Here is a 17,644-nt window from a genome sequence, read left to right as displayed (position 1 = left end):
TCCCGCCTGTTAGCCCGCCTTGTTCACTCGCATGTACCATTCGACGAGGCGTCGGACCTGCCTGTCGGTGTAGCCATGCTCGCGCATGCGTTCGACGAACTCCTGGTGTTTGCCTTCGGTTTGACTGTCCTTCTTGGACCCGAAGGAGATCACTGGCAGCAGCTCTTCCACCTGGGAGAACATGTGCTTTTCGATCACGTCGCGAAGCTTCTCGTAGGAGTTCCACGCCGGGTTCGAACCGGTGTTGGCCCGATGCCGCAGGGCAAACTTGACCACCTCGTTGCGGAAATCCTTCGGGTTGGCGATGCCGACCGGTTTCTCGATCTTCGACAGCTCCGCGTCCAGCACCTCGCGGTCATAGAGCTGACCGGTATCGGGGTCCTTGTAGTCCTGCTCCTCGATCCAGGCATCGGCGTAGGAAATATAGCGGTCAAAGACGTTCTGACCGTATTCGGTATAGCTCTCCAGATAGGCCTTCTGGATCTCGTTGCCGATGAACTCCTCGTAGCGCGGTGCCAGTTCGGTCTTGATGAACTCCAGATACTTCTGTTCGACCTCTTGCGGGAATTGCTCGCGCTTTATCATACCTTCGAGCACGTACATCAGGTGGACGGGATCGGCGGCGACCTCCTTGGTGTCGTAGTTGAACACCGAGGACAGCACCTTGAAGGCAAAGCGGGTGGAAACCCCGTTCATGCCCTCGTCAACGCCGGCGCGGTCCTGATATTCCTGCACCGTCTTGGCCTTGGGATCGGTGTCCTTCAGGCTCTCGCCATCATAGACCCGCATTTTGGAGTAGAGGTTGGAGTTTTCATGCGGCTTCAGCCGGGTCAGCACCGAAAAGCGGCTGAGGATTTTCAGCGTCTCCGGCGCGCAGGGCGCCTCGCGCAGTTCCGAAAATTCTATCAGCTTTTCATAGATTTGCGCCTCGTCCGAGACCCGCAGGCAATAGGGCACTTTTACGATCGACACCCGGTCGATGAAGGCCTCGTTGTTCTTGTTGTTCTTGAACGTCTGCCATTCGCTTTCGTTCGAATGTGCCAGGATCAAGCCGTTGAAGGGGATCGCGCCGAAGCTCTCGGTCCCCATGTAGTTGCCCTCCTGCGTTGCAGTCAGCAAGGGATGAAGCATCTTGATCGGCGCCTTGAACATCTCGACAAATTCCAGCACCCCTTGGGTGGCCCGGTTGAGACCGCCGGAGAAACTGTAGGCGTCGGGGTTGTCCTGGCTGAAGTGTTCCAGCTGGCGGATATCGACCTTACCGACGAGGGTGGAGATGTCCTGATTGTTCTCGTCGCCCGGCTCCACCTTGGCCACACAGATGCGGCGCAGGCGGGAGGGGTGCAGTTTCACCACCGAGAACTTGTTGATATCGCCTTCGAATTCATCCAGCCGCTGGACCGCCCACGGCGACATCAGCCCCGGCAGGCGGTGGGTGGCGATGCCGTATTCCTCTTGCAGGATCGGCCCCATGCGCAGCGGATCAAACAGACCCAGCGGGCTTTCGAAGATCGGCGAGATGTCATCGCCCGCCTTCAGCACATAGATCGGCTCATCCTCGACCAGCCGCTTCAGCCGCTCCGCCAGCGATGACTTGCCGCCGCCGACCGGTCCCAGCAGATAGAGGATCTGCTTGCGCTCCTCCAGCCCCTGGGCCGCATGGCGGAAATAGCCCACGATCCGTTCGACCGTGTCCTCCATGCCGTAGAAATCCTTGAAGGCGGCGTAGCGTTTGATCGTCCGGTTCTGGAAGATCGGCCCCAGTCGGGAGTCCTTTGAAGTGTCAACCAGTTCCTCTTCGCCGATCGCCTTCAGCATGCGTTCCGCCACATTGGCGTACATGCTGGGGTCGTCGCGACAGGCCGTGAGATAGTCCTGCAAAGACATTTCCTGCTCGCGCGTCTGGCCATAGGCCTCTGCAAAAAGCTCTGCAACTTTATTCATCGGGGTCTCGCCTCCTGGTTAACGTCGTTACCCGTCCTCCTGGGCTTCGGGATCGCACGCGAACAGAGTGGCCTGACGAGGGCCGTTGAGGTGTCCGCGTTTATCGTTGTTATTTTGAGTCTGCTCGGCGCTCTTGACCGTGATCTTGGCCAGGCGTCCCTCCATACATATGACTGTAGAGGGGTTTCCGTCTGGGCCAAGGGCAACAGCGTCGGATTTATTTACCTATATCATACACTAGATATGCCATTCATCATAACGAAGTTTGGTATATTTTCTATTAACACTCGTGAAATGGTCCGTAACTTTGCATCACAACTCGGCGACAGATCCTGTCAAAACCGGGAGCAAAGCGGCCAGTGATCGCCAGCACCGCTCCGGCTCGCACCCTCACAGACTGCGCAAAACAGCAGCCTCCGGCGCGACCTCAATGTTGGTTAATGGGATATTAACCATTTTTCGTACCATTGCTGCAGACATGAGTATGAACCGGCCCGCCCGGCCAAAAAAGTGAGGTATTTGAGGCACGCTAGGCAGGCAAACAGGGCGAAGTCACCTAATCTTGGTCTGGACAGGTCAGCAAATTGGAATGCATATTGGCCCCAACAAAGCCGCAAAGACGGCACGTGGCAGACACATACAGGCAACTGAAACAGGCAGCGCGAGACCTTTACGTCGACGCGCAAAGTATAAAGTGAGCAGTTTAGCATGAGCACCGTTGCATTTATTGCCCGCAATCCGTCGGGCACCAATCAGCATGGAACCTCTGCAGAAGGGTCTCCATCTGTAATTTCCACAACTGGCGCGAAAGATATCTCGCTCAACCTCGACCCGACTGATGTTGAGAGCTACGCCCGCCGTGGGAACGATCTGCACATCACCTTGTCAGACGGCACCATCGTGGAACTGGACGGTTTCTACAACACAGCCGCAACTGGTCCGAAGAACCTGTTCCTGAGCGACGAAGGTGATTTCATCGAAGTTGTCCTCGAGGACAAGGCCGATGGAATGTTGTTCGCAAGCTACGAACCCCTTGATCTGTCAGGGAAATGGAGCGCCTACGACGATATGGTCTTTCTTGACGTTGACCGTATTGAACCCGTTGTGGCACCGCTTGCCGCACCGCTGCTTGGCGGTCTCGGCGGCCTGGGCGCCGCAGCAGCTGGCGCCGCAGTCATCGCAGGCGCAGGTGGTGGCGGCGATGGGGACGGCGGCGGCGGTGGCGGCGACGATGGCACCGGCGCGATCATTCCGACCGTGAATGATGCAGACGGCACCTATGACGTGCCAGAAGGCGACCCGGACGGCGTAACCATTTCCGGCACCGGCGAAACCGGATCAGACGTGGAAGTCACCATCGGCGATGTGGTCGTGACCACCACCGTCAATGACGATGGCACCTGGTCTGTGAATGTCCCGACCGACGATCTTCCCGATGATGGCGTTTATGAGACGGTCGTGGATGTTGTGGCCCCCGATGGCACCACCTACGACGATCTCGACGGTCCCACCATCGACATCGACAGCGAGCCTCCCACCGTCGTCATCACCGAAGGCACCCAGTCTGTCGGCGACGTGGTTGACGGCGACGAACAGGCCAGCGGCACGGTGATCACCGGCACCGGTGAGGCCGGGGCGACCGTGAGCCTGGAAATTGCAGGCGCCACTCAGACCACAACAGTGGCGGAGGATGGCACCTGGACCGTGACATTCACACCGGGTGAAATCGCAACTGGTGAATACGAGACCGGCATCACCATCGTCACCACCGACCCGCACGGCAACAGCACCACCTCCTCCGATGTGCTGGAAGTGGATACCGAAACCTCTGTCACCATCGACACTGGCCTCTCAGGGGGCGACGATATCATCACCGCCGCAGAAGCCGCCGCCGGCGTCGCGATCACCGGCACCGCCGAAGCCGGCGCGTCGGTTGAGGTCACTGTCGAGGGCGTGACCCGCACCACGACCGCGAATGGGGATGGCACCTGGTCCGTGACCTACGAGGCAGGTTCCCTGCCCGACGGTGAATATGATGCCGATATCTCGGTCACATCCACCGATGCGGTCGGCAACACTGCAACGGCGACATCCACCATCGAAGTGGATACCGATGCCGGGTTTGTGCAGCTCGACGAAGCACCGATCGAGGGTGATGACATCATCAACCACGACGAGCGTGCCGATGGTGTCACCATCACGGGCACCGCAACCGCCGGTGAAACCGTCACGGTAACGCTTGGGACGGCCTCCGGCACCACTGTGGCCGACGTGAACGGCAACTGGTCCTATGACTTTGCCGCCAGCGACATTCCCGAGGGCACCGGAAACCTGGATGTCACCGCTTCGATCAGCGATGAGCTTGGCAACACCGAAAGCGACAGCGACACAGTTGCGCTGGATACCGAGGTGGTGAACTACGGCTCCGAGACGCTGCAAACAGCGGATGACGTGGTCAACACCGATGAGCTGGCCGCTGGCTTCACGCTGGCAGGTACGGTCGAAGAAGGCTCGACCGTCACGGTGGAAATCGACGGCACCGACTACCCGGCCTCCGTGGACGACGACGGCAACTGGAGCCTCACGCTTGATGGTGACGACCTCGGCACCGCATCCCGTGATGTGACGGCGACCATCACAGCGACAGACCCCGCGGGCAACGATGAAGTCATCACTCAAGACTTCAGCATCGATACAGATGTCGACACCCCGGATTTCGACGGTGTCACGATCCGTAGCGGCGAAATATCCGACATCTATCTGAACCCTACCGATGATGACCTTTCGCTGTTCTCACTAGATGGCAGCGGCAACGCGACAGAGGCTGGCTTTACCGAGATCAACTCCGCCGTCGAGGTGCAGCTGGATCTGGACCAACCTCTCGCTGATGGCACCAATCTGGTCATTCAGGGCACCGATGACGCAGGCAACAGATCTTCGGTACTGGTGATCGACCAGCAATCCGTCAGTTCCGACCTGCTGAATTCGGTTGGCGAGCACAATATCGACACGCTCGACCTTGTGTTTGAGGACAACGGCAACGGCGCCAACGTCACGCTGACCGAAGAGATGATCAACAACATGTCCTCAAACTCGGATACTCTGGTGGTCCGCGGGGATGACAACGTCGGTCCTGGTGAGGGTGGAACTTCTCATACCGTCACCCTCACCGGAGGAGTCGCCGCCGGCACCGAGACCGTGGATGGCGAGACCTTCGATGTCTACACGATCGGGGATGGCGACACCCGCCTTCTGGTCGAAGACGATGTGAACGTCGTTATCTAAAAACGCCTGTTGCCGCCCCCTCCCCTTTGCGAAGGTTCACGGGGTGGCGGCAACACAGCGATAACCCGTGGATCAACCACGGGACCATCTGAGGCACGAGGGAATTTTATGGCTCTGGCAAGACGCATTTCTGCCGTTGCACTGTTGTGCAGCCTGACGGCGTGTGGGTTGCCAATTCCAGGCCTCACCCCCGCAGATCAGGACACTACGGCGCTGCAAAGCAACTTTGCGCAAGCCGAAGACGCACCACAGTCCGAAGTCATCACAGCGTTGATGCAGCGCCAGTCACTACTGGAGCCCGGCAGCAGCTATGACACGGTCGCAAGCGCGTCCCTGTCCGCCTCGGCACGCGCGTCGGAATCTGCTCTGATCAGCGCCAAGCTGCGGGCAGAGGCCAAATCCAAGAACTGGCTCCCCTCCCTGCGCCCCAGCGTCAGCCTCAATGATCTGGGCGAGATGGTGGCCAGCATGCTGTTGGAACAAGTGCTCTTCGACAATGGACGTCGCAAGGCCGAACGCGCCTTTGCCGCCGCCGATGTGGAGGTTGCCGCCGTCACCCTCTCTGCGGATATGAACGACCGGGTCAAGACCGCGCTGTCGCTCTATGTGTCGGGGCTGCGCGGCGACGAGAAGGCCGCCTATGCCCATCGCGCCATCCGCACCATGCGCGATTTCGAACGGGTGGTTGTTGGGCGCGTGAACGGCGGTGTGTCTGATCGCTCCGACCTCAGTGTGGTTCAATCCAAGATCAGCGGCGTGCAGTCCAGCATGGCCACCGCAAATGATGCGGCCCGCACCGCGCGCGCCGAGCTTGAGGCCATGACAGGCCGCACGTTTGAGGCCTCGCCACAGCGTTTGAACCTCAGCCTGCCCCCCGATGGCAGCAGCTATCTCAGCGTCCTCAAAGCGAAATCCGAAGCCACTCGCACCATCGAACAGGCCAAGATGGAGCGCGCCGGGCTGCTGCCGCAGGTGTCGGCCTCCGGTCAGGTCGGCAGTGAGGGCAGCGGCGGCGGGTTGCTGCTGAACCTTGCGGAACCGCTTGGTCTGGGGACACCGGCCGCGCTGAAGGCGGTAGAGGCGTCCAAACAGGCGGCCCTGCGCCGCATCGGTGAGGCGGAAGAGGACGCACGGCGTGACTACAGCCGTGAGATCCAGCGCCTTGCCTCCTATCGTCGGCAGGAACGTGAGGCGCTGTCGCTGTCACGCGCCAGCCGCGAAACCTACAACCTGTTCAAGGCACAGTTCGAGGCCGGACAACGTCCGGTGATGGACGTCATCCCGATCTACGAAGAACTGGTGAAGCGGGAACAGGCCTATATCGACGCAAAATATGAAGTTGTGATGATCCAGCTCGCGCTCGCCGCGTCACTGGGTCTGTTGGCGGATGGGGACAAGATTTGACGGATCGAGACAGCCATAGCCAGAATGAGCCTGCGCAAAAGCCCGCCAAACGTGGGCTGAAGCTGTCTTCGATCTCCGGTGGTCTGACCTCCAAACAACGCAAAGGCAGCGACAAAGGCAAAAAGGCACCGGTGAAGATCTCGATGATCTCGCCGGTCACAGCGCCCGCGCCAGTCGCGGGCCAAGACGACAAAACCGCCAGCCCCCCGCCCCCGGCTGCGCAACCAGACGCCGCTGCCGCACCGGCACGTTCTGCATTTGATGCGAACCAGCCGCTGCCCAATCTCCCCTCCGCCCCTGAATCGGACGCAACCGAAGCAAAAGACCAGGATGAGGTCGTCGCCGCAGTTGAACCGACGCCGGTGGCTCCCAGCAGCAGCCAAGACGACGAAGCCGCCCATCACGCCCGCCTGAAGGCGCGGGCGCACCTGATGTGCCGCCTTGCCGCACTGCGCGGGTGCACGCTTGCCCCGCAGGACATGATCGAGCATCTGCAGACCAGCGGGCCGGCCTCTCTGCGCCCCGAGGCGATGATGAGCGCGCTGATCACCGCAGGCCTCAAGGCGCGCGTGCAGCAGGTGAAACGCCCGACGCCGCGCCACTGGCCCGGCATCGCCATCATGCAGGGCGGGCAACCGGTTCTGGTCCTGTCGCAGGGCAAGGCAGGCGTCACGATTTACGATACCTCCTGCCCCGACAATCGCGCCGAAGTGCCGATGCAGGATTTCATGCCCTACTTTACCGGCCAGATCCTGACCACACGTGCCACGCTCTCGCAGCTGGCCCAGCGGCACACGCCGCAGCTGGATACCTCGCATTGGTTCTGGGGTGAGTTTCCGAAATATCGCCGTCAGATGGGGGAGATCATGCTCGGCTCTCTGGTGGCCAATGTGCTGGCCGTCGCGGTCGCGCTGTTCTCGCTGCAGGTCTATGACCGCGTGGTGCCGCATCAGTCGCAGGCGACACTCTGGGTGCTGGCGATCGGCGCCCTGATGGCGATCACCATGGAAGGTGTGCTGAAGCTCGCCCGCGCCCGCATCACCGATGCTGCTGGGCGTCAGGTCGACATGGCGGTGCAGCACAAGCTGATGCGCCGCGTCATCGGCCTGCGCATGGACCAGAGCCCCCTGCCCCCCTCCGGTCTGTTTGCCGCGATGCGCGATTTTTCCTCGGTGCGCGAGTTCTTTACCTCCTCCACCCTGTCGACGCTGGCGGATGTGCCCTTCATCGCCGTCTTCCTGCTGCTGGTGGCCTCGATCGGCGGCCCTGTGGTCTATGTGATCATCATCGGCGGCGTGCTGATGCTGCTGCCCGGCTACTTCATCCAGAAGAAGATGCTGGCGATGACCCGTCAGGCACAGGGTGCCTCTGCCAAGAGCGGACGGCTGCTTCAGGAAGTGGTCAGCGAGATGGAAACCATCAAGACCCAGCGCGGCGAGGAACGCATCCTGCGGCTCTGGGACGAGCTGAACCTTCTGTCCTCGCAAGCCTCCAACGGGCAGCGCAAGCTGTCCAGCGCCCTCACCTACTGGAGCCAGGGCGTGCAGCAGGCCACCTATATCTGCGCCGTGATCCTCGGCACCTATATGGTGTTTGCGGGCGAATTCACCGTCGGCACCATCATTGCCACTGGCATTCTGACCAGCCGCACGCTGGCGCCGCTGACGCAATTCGCTGGCACACTGGCGCGCTGGAGCAATGTGCGCGCCGCGCTTGATGCGCTCGACGTGATCGCCACCGCTCCGCAGGAGCGCGAAAAGGGCCGTGCCTATCTGCGCCGTGAAACGATCAAAGGCCGGTTTGAGCTGCGCGAGGTGGTGTTTCGCTACGATCCCGATGGCGCGCCAACCGTCGATGTGCCCGCGGTCGCCACCACGCCGGGCCAACGCATTGCAATTCTGGGCGTCAATGGTTCGGGTAAATCGACACTGCTGAAGCTTCTCGCCGGTCTATACACTCCGGAGCGAGGCCGCGTGATGATCGATGGCACCGACATGAGCCAGATCGAACCACGCGATCTGCGCCGCCACATCGGGTATCTCGGCCAGGAGGTAAAGCTCTTTGCCGGTACGTTGCGGGACAACCTGAACCTGTCCCTGCTGACACATAGCGATGAACGTGTGATGGAAGCGCTGGAATTCGCGGGCCTCGCCCCCTTCGTGCAGACCCACCCGCGCGGTCTGGACCTGCAAATCGGCGACGGTGGCGCGGGGCTGTCCATCGGCCAACGTCAGGCCGTGGGCTGGGCGCGCTTGCACCTGCAGAACCCTTCGGTTGTCTTGCTAGACGAACCCACAGCGGCGCTTGACCAGACGCTGGAGCGGACGCTGGTGAGCCGGCTGGACGGCTGGCTCGGCAATCGCACCGCGATTATCGCAACCCATCGCATGCCGATCCTGTCCCTGACCAACCGCACACTGATCCTGCAGGCCGGGCGCATGGTCGTCGACGGGCCGCGAGACGAGGTTCTGGCGCATCTGAACGGCGGGAGCAAAGCGTCATGAGTATCGCAGCAGACATGGATATTCTGGAAGGCACGCATGGGGCCAGCCGCATCATCAAGCTGGTGGCGCTGGTGCTGGTGCTGTTCGTGACCTGGGCCGGGTTTGCATCCGTCGACGAGATCGTGCGCGCAGACGGGCAGATCGTCTCCTCCTCCCGCTCTCAGATCGTGCAGAACCTCGAAGGCGGTATCCTTGCAGAACTCCACGTCCGTCAGGGTGACACCGTTGAGGCCGGCCAGGTGCTGGCAAAGCTTCAGGACACCAAATTCCGCGCGGCCTCGGATGATCTGCAGGACCAGATCGACGCGCTGGAGATCAAGCAATACCGGCTCGAGGCGGAGATCGAGCGCGCCTATTCGTTCGATGTCCCCGAAACATTGGCCGAGCGCTCCCCCTCCATCCTCGCCTCGGAACGTGCATTGCTCAAGGCGCGACAGGGCGATTTCGACAGCCGCCGCAACAGCGCCGAAGAGATACTTCTGCAGCTGAAGAACGAACTCTCGAACCTACGGTCCCTGCATGAGCAGAAGATCGTCGCCCTGCTTGAAGTCAATGAAGCCAAGAAGAAAGTCAGCGACGCGCAGGCGAAATTCGATGAGATTGGAACGCAGTCAGAGCTGGAGCTTGCGGAAGAATACTCCGACACCCTGCGTCAGCTGACCTCCCTGCGACAAGAACAGCGTCTGGCGCGGGATCAGCTGCAACGGACCGTCATCACATCGCCCATGGCGGGGATCGTCAACAGTCTGGCCGTGACCACGATCGGTGGCGTGGTGCGCCCCGGGGACGAGATTCTGGAGATCATTCCGCTCGGCGAAGAGCTGTTCGTGGAAGCGCGGGTCAAACCCGAAGACATCGCCAATGTGCAGCGCGGGCAGGATGTGACCATCAAGCTCACGGCCTATGACTACACCATCTATGGTTCACTGCGAGGCAAGGTCGATATCGTCTCGGCGGATACGTTCGAGGATGAACGCGATCCCCGTGCTCCCCCCTACTATCGCGTCACCGTAAAGGTGGATCGCTCCAGTCTCACGGCGCGTCAGCAGCAAATCGAAATTCGTCCGGGGATGCGGGCAACTGCAGAGCTGCAGACCGGCTCCAAGACCATCCTCAGCTACTTGCTCAAACCGCTCTACAAATCACGTGAAGCGTTTCGAGAGCCCTGATCTTCTTAGCTTTGTAACCGACGTGACCTGATACACGTCAAGCTGCTGGTCCTGTGCGCTCTAGATCCGGACGGAGCAGACAGCCATTCTGGCGTATCGCATCCGGTGGTGGCGTTGGACCCGAGAGCAGGATCAGATCGCGTTTTGCATCATTGTCCGCAGCGTGCGGTCAAGAGCGGTGCCGATCGACACCCGACGGTGCCCCATGGCTGCTTTGGACGAAATGACCGACACGATCTTGGGCGCCTGCCCCGGTCGGATTTCCAGCACCGGCGCGCCGGATGCGCCGAAATCGACCTTGCAGGACATCACCAGGGTCCGGGTGCGACGAGACAGCACTTGGCAGTTCTGCTCTCTGTTGGCCCGTGTGGCGTTCGAGTAGCTGTAGGATAGGACATCGACGTTTGCCCCGCGGTCCGCACGGGCGGACATGGAGAACGGGCGAATGTCGTTGCGACTGATCGGATTGGACAGCCGCAAGACCGCGATATCACTGCCCAGTTGCGCATTTCCACCAGCCCGGAACCGATAACCGGGGTGCACGACCGCCTTGCTGACCGAACGCGCGGCCTTGACCCGAGTGCCATCAAGCCCGGCTTCAAAGCGGATGCCGCGCGGGTTCACCCGCCGTCCGGTCTGTGCATCATAGACGCAATGCGCCGCTGTCAGCACCAAGTTTGACGCAATAAGTGTACCGGTGCACATGTATTTACCGGCTATATTCAGCCGCCCCACGGCTTCCCATCCCGGCAGGCTGCTGGCCCGACGTTCGATTGCCATAGCAGATTCGGACACACCGATAGACAGGCATGCAGCGAGCATCGCAAGCATCAGTCTCATTGTTCCACTCCATTTTCCCACCTCTTCACACTCGTTCAGGCGTGCGGCTGGAATATGGCTGGCCCCTGTTGGCCTTGGACCAAAACGTGGATTGATTGTGTCAGTCTTAACATACCTTAACACCTCAGGTCAGATGGCGTTAAGGATCGCAGAAATGCCAGCGATTACAGGCGAAAAGGTTAACAATTTGGACAAATTGAACCTAACGTACTGCAATTCAAAACAAATTGTAGTGAATTCAGCGCCGATCCCCTCGGATTGTCTCCTGATGTGAGGGTAATATCTTCATAAAATCAGGGCTTGATGGGTGAGAATCTGTCACTTTTGCCACAATCAAAGCAGTTCGCGCCGTTTCGAGAGCTGGCCTATTCGTTAAAATTTGACAGACCGTCGCCTGACATGTCGAGCCCGATCAGCCTTCAGGCGCGCCCCTCGTCACGGGGCATTCTTCCACCTCAGCCACCCGCAGATCTTCTCCGCCCCTGCCCCAGAGGCAGAGCTTGGAGCGCCGAACAGCGCGTTGGCATTTGGTTTTCGATCAGCCTAGCGCCCCGCAGGACAGCGCATTGAGGCCCGTATAGACACCTCAGTCTATATCCTCGCGCGGTCCCGTCCCTGCGGCAATCGCGCGACATCACGGGCAAGAGGTACCCCGAACGTTTGGAGACGACGATCGATGCGGATGCGGCGTCGCTTGCGTCTGTCGCAAGCTTCTTGGTGCGAATGACAAAAGAGCGAGGCGCGGCGGACGTGGGGATCCTCTGCTGGGCTGGCTCCAACCCTCTTTGACACTCACGACATCAGAGTAGCATCTTCCGCCAAGGCATGAAGGCAGGCGAGCAACTCATGCTTTCTAAACGGCTTCGACAAGAAGCCATTCATTCCAATTTCGCTACAGGCTTTGACATCGCTTTTCTGAGCGTTCGCCGTCAGAGCGATAATCTTGCTCTTCGTTTGCCCGGTTGCGTCTTCATGCTGTCTGATTTTTTGAACGGTTTCCAAGCCGCCCATGACAGGCATTGAAAGGTCCATCAGTATCAAATCGTATTGGCCAGCGAGATAGGCCTCGAAAGCCAAGGCGCCATTTTCCGAAAAATGGAGGTCCGCACCGGAGTTCCTCAGCATTTTTTCCACGACCAGCTGATTTGTCTTATTATCCTCAGCCACGAGTATTCTCATTCCGCGCAGCTCTTCCCGCGCCTCTTCTGCCAGGGCAACCGGATCAGTGTTTGTCTTTGCTGCAAGCAGAGCGGATGAGGCCGCTGCCTCTTCAGCGAGAGCCCCGTCGTCGCTCAAAGACCCAGGCGTCAAATCAAGCCGAACTGTGAAGGTAGACCCTTCGCCAAACTTCGATTTGACCGTGATATCGCCGCCCATGCGCTCGACAAGTGCTTTGGAAATCGCGAGCCCAAGCCCGGTGCCTTCCGCGCGCGTTTTTGGCGAGCCATCCGCCTGCTCAAAGGCAGAGAATATGCTATGAAGTTTGCGCTCTTCAATTCCGCATCCCGTGTCCGAAACCTCAACGCAAAGCGGGCATGTCAGCGCCTGCGGGGTCTCGGAAACCGTGATCGAAACATGTCCCTCATCGGTGAACTTGATCGCGTTTCCTATCAGGTTCAGCAACACTTGCCGAACTTTGGTGACATCCCCGAAGAATATGGATGACACATCCTCGGGATAGGTCACCCGAAAGTCCAACCCCTTATATGCCGCCTTGGCGGACAAGATCACTGCGACGTCTTCAACTAGTTTACGAAGTGAGAACAATTCGGGTTGCAGTTCGATTTTTTCAGATCTTATCTGTGAAAAATCCAAAACATCATTGACGATCTTAAGTAACGCATTTGCAGAATTGAAAATTGTGTTCGCAAAGAGCGACTGCTCCTGATCCAACTCCGTTTCTTGCAGCAACTCACAAATTCCCAGAATCCCATTCATTGGGGTTCTGATTTCGTGACTCATATTGGCAAGAAATCTCTCCTTGGCCTTGTTCGCTTGCTCCGCCTTCTCTTTGGCGATCCGCGTGAGTTCCAAAGCAACATCGCGTTCACGTTCAGAGGTGATGTCTTCGACGGACCCCACCAGATGAGTAAGCTTCCCCACTTCGTCAAAAACCGGGGTCATCGTGTTACGAATATACTGCGTCCCCAGAACGGCGGGCAAATTTATCTCATATGTCGTGGCCTTGGCCGTCCGCACCACATTCTGCTGCACTGCAAGGGCACGTGCACCAGTGGAGCCGCCAAATATCTCCAAAGCGGATTTCCCGAACCAGCCGCTTTCGGGAAGTTGTGCGATTTCCCGCGACCGTTTGTTGATCGCGATATATCGGGGGATCTGGTCGTCACCGACTTCCAAAACGATTACCGCCATGCCTATAGCATCCAATATGGCATAGAGTTCGTTCACTTGCAGTCGTTTCACGCGTTTGTCCCTTTGTGCAGGAGAGCACCTACCGCAGTATGCCGGGGGCAACATCTAACCGAGCATATCCTAGTACCGAGTTTCTCTAAACCAAAATTGAACATCGAGGTCTTCCGGAGGTTCAAATGCGCTGAATTGCGCGGCCTTGGGCATGACGACATCCGCCTGCATCCCTGCCAGCGCCCAGACCCTCGCGATGAGGGATGTCGTCGGCAAAGAGACAAGAACGCCGGACGGGATTGCCTACGGGCTCTGCCGGGGTGCGACGGTGCATACAGCGTCGGTCTGATGTACTGGCGGCACAATAAATGGCGTTCTCCGAACTTTCCCGAACGGAACACCGCCCGCCCCGTCGGCCCGCCGCCAGCGAACCTGTCACCATGAGAACCTTTCATCACACCGAAGCGACATGCTAAACTATTGTGGACGCGAGATGTGGAGGCGCAAGATGACGACGGTGACAGGGGGCTGCCTGTGTGGAAGTGTCCGGATCACAGCTGTCGGACCGCCGTTGCGCGTTGGCATGTGCCACTGTCTCGACTGCCGCAAGCATCACGGTGCGGTCTTTTACTGCGCCGCAGTATTTTTGCAGCAAAACGTGACCGTCAGCGGTGATCTGCGCCACTATCAGGAGCGGTACTTCTGCCCTACATGTGGATCCTCCGTTTTTGCCAAAAGCGGCGATGAGATAGAAGTGCATCTTGGCGCCTTGGATAAGCCGGACATGTTTGCGCCAGAGTATGAACTATGGGTGCAGCGGCGTGAAAGCTGGCTTCCTGCGCTCGACGGCCGCCCGCAACACGATCAAAACCGGCACCAAGAAGACTAGCGCGCAGCTATCCACATGCCTCTGTGGAAAACTTCCCTGAAGAAACCATACACCATATATTGACCATTTGCTGGATCTGCATCAATATCATGTTACTTTGGTTCTTGTGAGGCGACTCGCAAGCAATGAGGGAAATCGGTGAAAAACCGACGCTGCCCCCGCAACTGTAAGCGGCAAGTCCACCCTGGGCCACTGATGCGCAAGACGCATTGGGAAGGCGGGATTGGGCATTTGAGCCGTGAAGCCAGGAGACCTGCCAAAGCAGACAACGACGACCGCGGCGGAGGGCCCGGACGCGTGACACGGTGCTGTTTCGGCGCCGGGTTCCGTGTCCCCTTTCGTCCAAGCAGACAAAACCTGAGGGACCCTTTGCAGATGAGCATCACCGTCTATTCCAAACCCGCCTGTGTGCAATGCACCGCCACCACCCGCGCACTCGAGGCGAAGGGGATTTCTTTCGACGTGATTGATCTGACCGAAGATGCTGCCGCAATGGAAATGGTACAGGGCCTTGGTTATCGTCAGGCCCCTGTGGTTGTCGCTGGCCAAGAGCACTGGGCCGGGTTTCGCCCCGACCTGATCGGCCGTCTGGCCTGATCCGGCGCTGATCGGATGGCCGGGCTCGTCTTTTTCTCTTCACGATCGGGCAACACGGCCCGATTGGTGGAGCGCCTCGGGCTGGAAGCCCTGCGGCTGCCGCAGGCAGGGCCGCCGCCTGAGCTGGACGCGCCTTTTGTACTGGTGTCTCCGACCTTCGCCGACGGCGAAGGGCGCGGCGCAGTGCCCAAGCCGGTCATTCGGCTTTTGAACAACACACGCAATCGCGCCCTCCTGCGGGGCGTGATCGCGGGAGGCAACCGCAACTTTGGTGCGACCTTTGCCCTTGCAGGTGAGGTCATCGCACGCAAGTGCAGCGTCCCCGTTCTCTACCGCTTTGAACTGGCGGGAACCGAAACAGACATTACCCGCATACGCGCGGGCCTTGCCCGGTTCTGGGCAGCACAGGAGAGCCAGACATGCTTGACGCAAGCGTAACCGCCGATCTCGACTATCATGCCCTGAACGCGATGCTGAACCTCTATGATGATGAGGGGAAGATCCAGTTTGACGCCGACCGCATGGCGGCACGGCAGTATTTCCTGCAGCATGTGAACCAGAACACCGTTTTCTTTCATTCGCTGGAGGAAAAGCTGTCCTATCTGGTCAAGGAAGGCTTCTATGAAGCGGCTGTGCTTGATCAATACGAGCGCAGTTTCCTCCACCAGATCTGGGATGCGGCCTTTGCCAAGAAATTCCGGTTCCCGAGCTTTCTGGGGGCGTTCAAATACTACACCTCCTACACGTTGAAGACCCGCGATGGGCAGCGCTATCTGGAGCGTTACGAGGACCGGGTGGTGATGAACGCGCTGACGCTGGCGCGCGGTGATGCTGCGCTGGCGATGCAGCTGATGGGCGAGATCATCGACGGCCGGTTCCAGCCTGCCACGCCGACCTTTCTCAATGCCGGCAAGACGGCGCGGGGCGAGTTCGTCTCCTGCTTCCTGTTGCGGCTGGAAGACAACATGGAAAGCATCGGGCGCGGCATCAACTCCGCCCTGCAACTCAGCAAACGCGGCGGTGGCGTGGCCCTGATGCTGACCAACATTCGCGAGCATGGCGCCCCGATCAAGGGGATCGAGAACCAGTCTTCCGGGGTGATACCGGTGATGAAACTGCTGGAAGACAGTTTCTCCTACGCCAACCAGCTGGGCGCACGTCAGGGCGCAGGCGCGGTCTATCTGAACGCCCACCACCCGGACATCCTGCGCTTCCTCGACACCAAGCGCGAGAACGCCGATGAGAAGATCCGCATCAAGACACTGAGCCTTGGCGTGGTCATTCCCGACATCACCTTCCAGCTCGCCAAGAAGAACGAGGATATGTATCTGTTCTCGCCCCACGACGTGGAAAAGGTGTATGGCAAGGCCTTTTCGGAAATCTCGGTCACCGAGAAATATCACGAGATGGTGGACAACCCGCAGATCCGCAAGAAGAAGATCAACGCCCGCGCCTTCTTCCAGACCATTGCCGAGATCCAGTTCGAATCCGGCTACCCCTACATCATGTTTGAGGACACGGTGAATTCGGCCAACCCGATCGCCGGTCGGATTTCGATGTCCAACCTCTGCTCAGAGATCCTGCAAGTGAACACCCCGTCCGAGTTCACGGATGACCTCTCTTACGCGCAGATGGGCACCGACATTTCCTGCAATCTCGGCTCCATGAACATCGCCCGCGCCATGGATGGCGGCGATCTGGCGGGCACCGTCGGCACCGCGATCCGGGCATTGAATGCGGTGTCGGAAATGTCCGCCATCGATAGTGTTCCCTCGATCCGCAAGGGCAATGACGAAGGCCATGCCATCGGTCTTGGCCAGATGAACCTGCATGGCTACCTCGCCCGCGAGCGCATCCATTACGGCTCGGCTGAGGGTATCGACTTCACCAATATCTACTTCTGCACCGTGTTGTTTCACGCGCTCAGTGCCTCCAACGCGCTGGCGCAAGAAAAAGGCACACGGTTCAAGGGCTTCGAGAACTCGACCTATGCCGATGGCAGCTTCTTTGACAAATACGTCGACCGGGACTGGCTGCCGGAGACCGACCGCGTGCGCGAACTGTTCGAGGGCGCCGGCATCAATGTTCCGAGCCGCGAGGACTGGTCCGTCCTGTGCGACAAGGTGAAGGAGCACGGACTTTATAACCGCAACCTGCAGGCGGTGCCGCCCACCGGGTCGATCAGCTATATCAACTATGCGACCTCCTCGATCCACCCGATCACCGCCAAGATCGAGATCCGCAAGGAAGGCAAGATCGGCCGCGTCTACTATCCCGCACCCTATATGACCAACGAGAACCTTGAGTATTACCGCGATGCCTATGACATCGGCCCCGAGGCGATCATCGACACCTATGCGGCGGCAACGCAGCACGTCGATCAAGGGCTGTCGCTGACCCTGTTCTTCCCCGCGGAAGCCTCGACCAGAGACATCAACCGCGCGCAGATCTACGCGTGGAAGAAAGGGATCAAGACAATCTACTATATCCGTCTGCGCCAGCAGGCGCTGGAAGGCACCGAGGTCGAGGGCTGCGTGTCCTGTTCGCTGTAACCTGAGGTTGGGATTGGGGGCTCTGCCCCCCGGCCACATGCGTGGCCTCCCCCGAGGTATTTTGAAAAAGATGAAGGGGCGCGGCCCCTAGCTGCT

Annotated in this window: 11 protein-coding genes and 1 riboswitch; of the genes, 8 read left to right on the top strand and 3 right to left on the bottom strand. The window is 59.4% G+C overall.

Annotation, left to right across the window (positions count from 1 at the left end; all coding sequences use genetic code 11):
* Positions 1–9 precede the first annotated feature (9 nt).
* On the bottom strand, positions 10–1,944 hold the full coding sequence (locus CLV89_RS08250) for a PrkA family serine protein kinase (RefSeq protein WP_106163190.1): 1,935 nt from the start codon (positions 1,942–1,944) through the stop codon (positions 10–12).
* 708 nt (positions 1,945–2,652) lie between these two features.
* On the opposite strand from CLV89_RS08250, the gene CLV89_RS08245 reads away from it, so the two are divergent.
* From CLV89_RS08245 to CLV89_RS08230, 4 genes are all read left to right on the top strand, one after another.
* Positions 2,653–5,229 carry an Ig-like domain-containing protein gene (locus CLV89_RS08245; protein ID WP_106163189.1) on the top strand — a complete coding sequence of 859 codons (2,577 nt, stop codon included), beginning with the start codon at positions 2,653–2,655 and terminating at the stop codon, positions 5,227–5,229.
* Between the two features lie 108 nt (positions 5,230–5,337).
* A complete protein-coding gene (locus CLV89_RS08240) occupies positions 5,338–6,633 on the top strand; it encodes a TolC family protein (protein WP_106163188.1) in 1,296 nt (431 codons plus the stop codon).
* A complete protein-coding gene (locus CLV89_RS08235) occupies positions 6,630–9,137 on the top strand; it encodes a type I secretion system permease/ATPase (protein ID WP_106163187.1) in 2,508 nt (835 codons plus the stop codon). Before CLV89_RS08240 ends, CLV89_RS08235 begins: the two co-directional genes overlap by 4 nt.
* A complete protein-coding gene (locus CLV89_RS08230; protein ID WP_106163186.1) occupies positions 9,134–10,306 on the top strand; it encodes an HlyD family type I secretion periplasmic adaptor subunit in 1,173 nt (390 codons plus the stop codon). The genes CLV89_RS08235 and CLV89_RS08230 overlap by 4 nt, the downstream gene beginning before the upstream one ends.
* A gap of 132 nt (positions 10,307–10,438) precedes the next feature.
* Here CLV89_RS08230 and CLV89_RS08225 read toward each other — a convergent pair whose 3' ends face one another.
* Both CLV89_RS08225 and CLV89_RS08220 read right to left on the bottom strand, forming a co-directional pair.
* On the bottom strand, positions 10,439–11,146 hold the full coding sequence (locus CLV89_RS08225; RefSeq protein WP_106163185.1) for a trypsin-like serine peptidase: 708 nt from the start codon (positions 11,144–11,146) through the stop codon (positions 10,439–10,441).
* Positions 11,147–11,938: 792 nt separating this feature from the next.
* The gene (locus tag CLV89_RS08220; RefSeq protein ID WP_106163184.1) at positions 11,939–13,570 is read right to left on the bottom strand and encodes a PAS domain-containing sensor histidine kinase; all 1,632 of its coding nucleotides are present in this window, start codon (positions 13,568–13,570) and stop codon (positions 11,939–11,941) included.
* A gap of 448 nt (positions 13,571–14,018) precedes the next feature.
* Between CLV89_RS08220 and CLV89_RS08215 the strand changes: the two genes are divergently transcribed.
* The 4 genes from CLV89_RS08215 to nrdE all read left to right on the top strand — a co-directional run bounded on the left by CLV89_RS08215 (position 14,019) and on the right by nrdE (position 17,548).
* Positions 14,019–14,399 carry a GFA family protein gene (locus tag CLV89_RS08215; protein ID WP_106163183.1) on the top strand — a complete coding sequence of 127 codons (381 nt, stop codon included), beginning with the start codon at positions 14,019–14,021 and terminating at the stop codon, positions 14,397–14,399.
* Positions 14,400–14,481: 82 nt separating this feature from the next.
* A riboswitch (cobalamin riboswitch) is annotated at positions 14,482–14,674 on the top strand.
* 100 nt (positions 14,675–14,774) lie between these two features.
* Complete coding sequence (nrdH, locus tag CLV89_RS08210) at positions 14,775–14,996, top strand: glutaredoxin-like protein NrdH (RefSeq protein WP_106163182.1); 222 nt, start codon at positions 14,775–14,777, stop codon at positions 14,994–14,996.
* 15 nt (positions 14,997–15,011) lie between these two features.
* Positions 15,012–15,434: a class Ib ribonucleoside-diphosphate reductase assembly flavoprotein NrdI gene (gene nrdI, locus CLV89_RS08205; protein ID WP_106163181.1), complete on the top strand. Its 423-nt coding sequence runs from the start codon at positions 15,012–15,014 to the stop codon at positions 15,432–15,434.
* Positions 15,416–17,548 carry a class 1b ribonucleoside-diphosphate reductase subunit alpha gene (gene nrdE / locus CLV89_RS08200; RefSeq protein WP_106163180.1) on the top strand — a complete coding sequence of 711 codons (2,133 nt, stop codon included), beginning with the start codon at positions 15,416–15,418 and terminating at the stop codon, positions 17,546–17,548. The genes nrdI and nrdE overlap by 19 nt, the downstream gene beginning before the upstream one ends.
* Positions 17,549–17,644 lie beyond the last annotated feature (96 nt).

The sequence above is a fragment of the Tritonibacter scottomollicae genome (assembly GCF_003003215.1).
Classification (GTDB): domain Bacteria; phylum Pseudomonadota; class Alphaproteobacteria; order Rhodobacterales; family Rhodobacteraceae; genus Epibacterium; species Epibacterium scottomollicae.
Note: the sequence above shows the minus strand (reverse complement) of the source record. Positions and strands in the feature narration are given on the sequence as shown.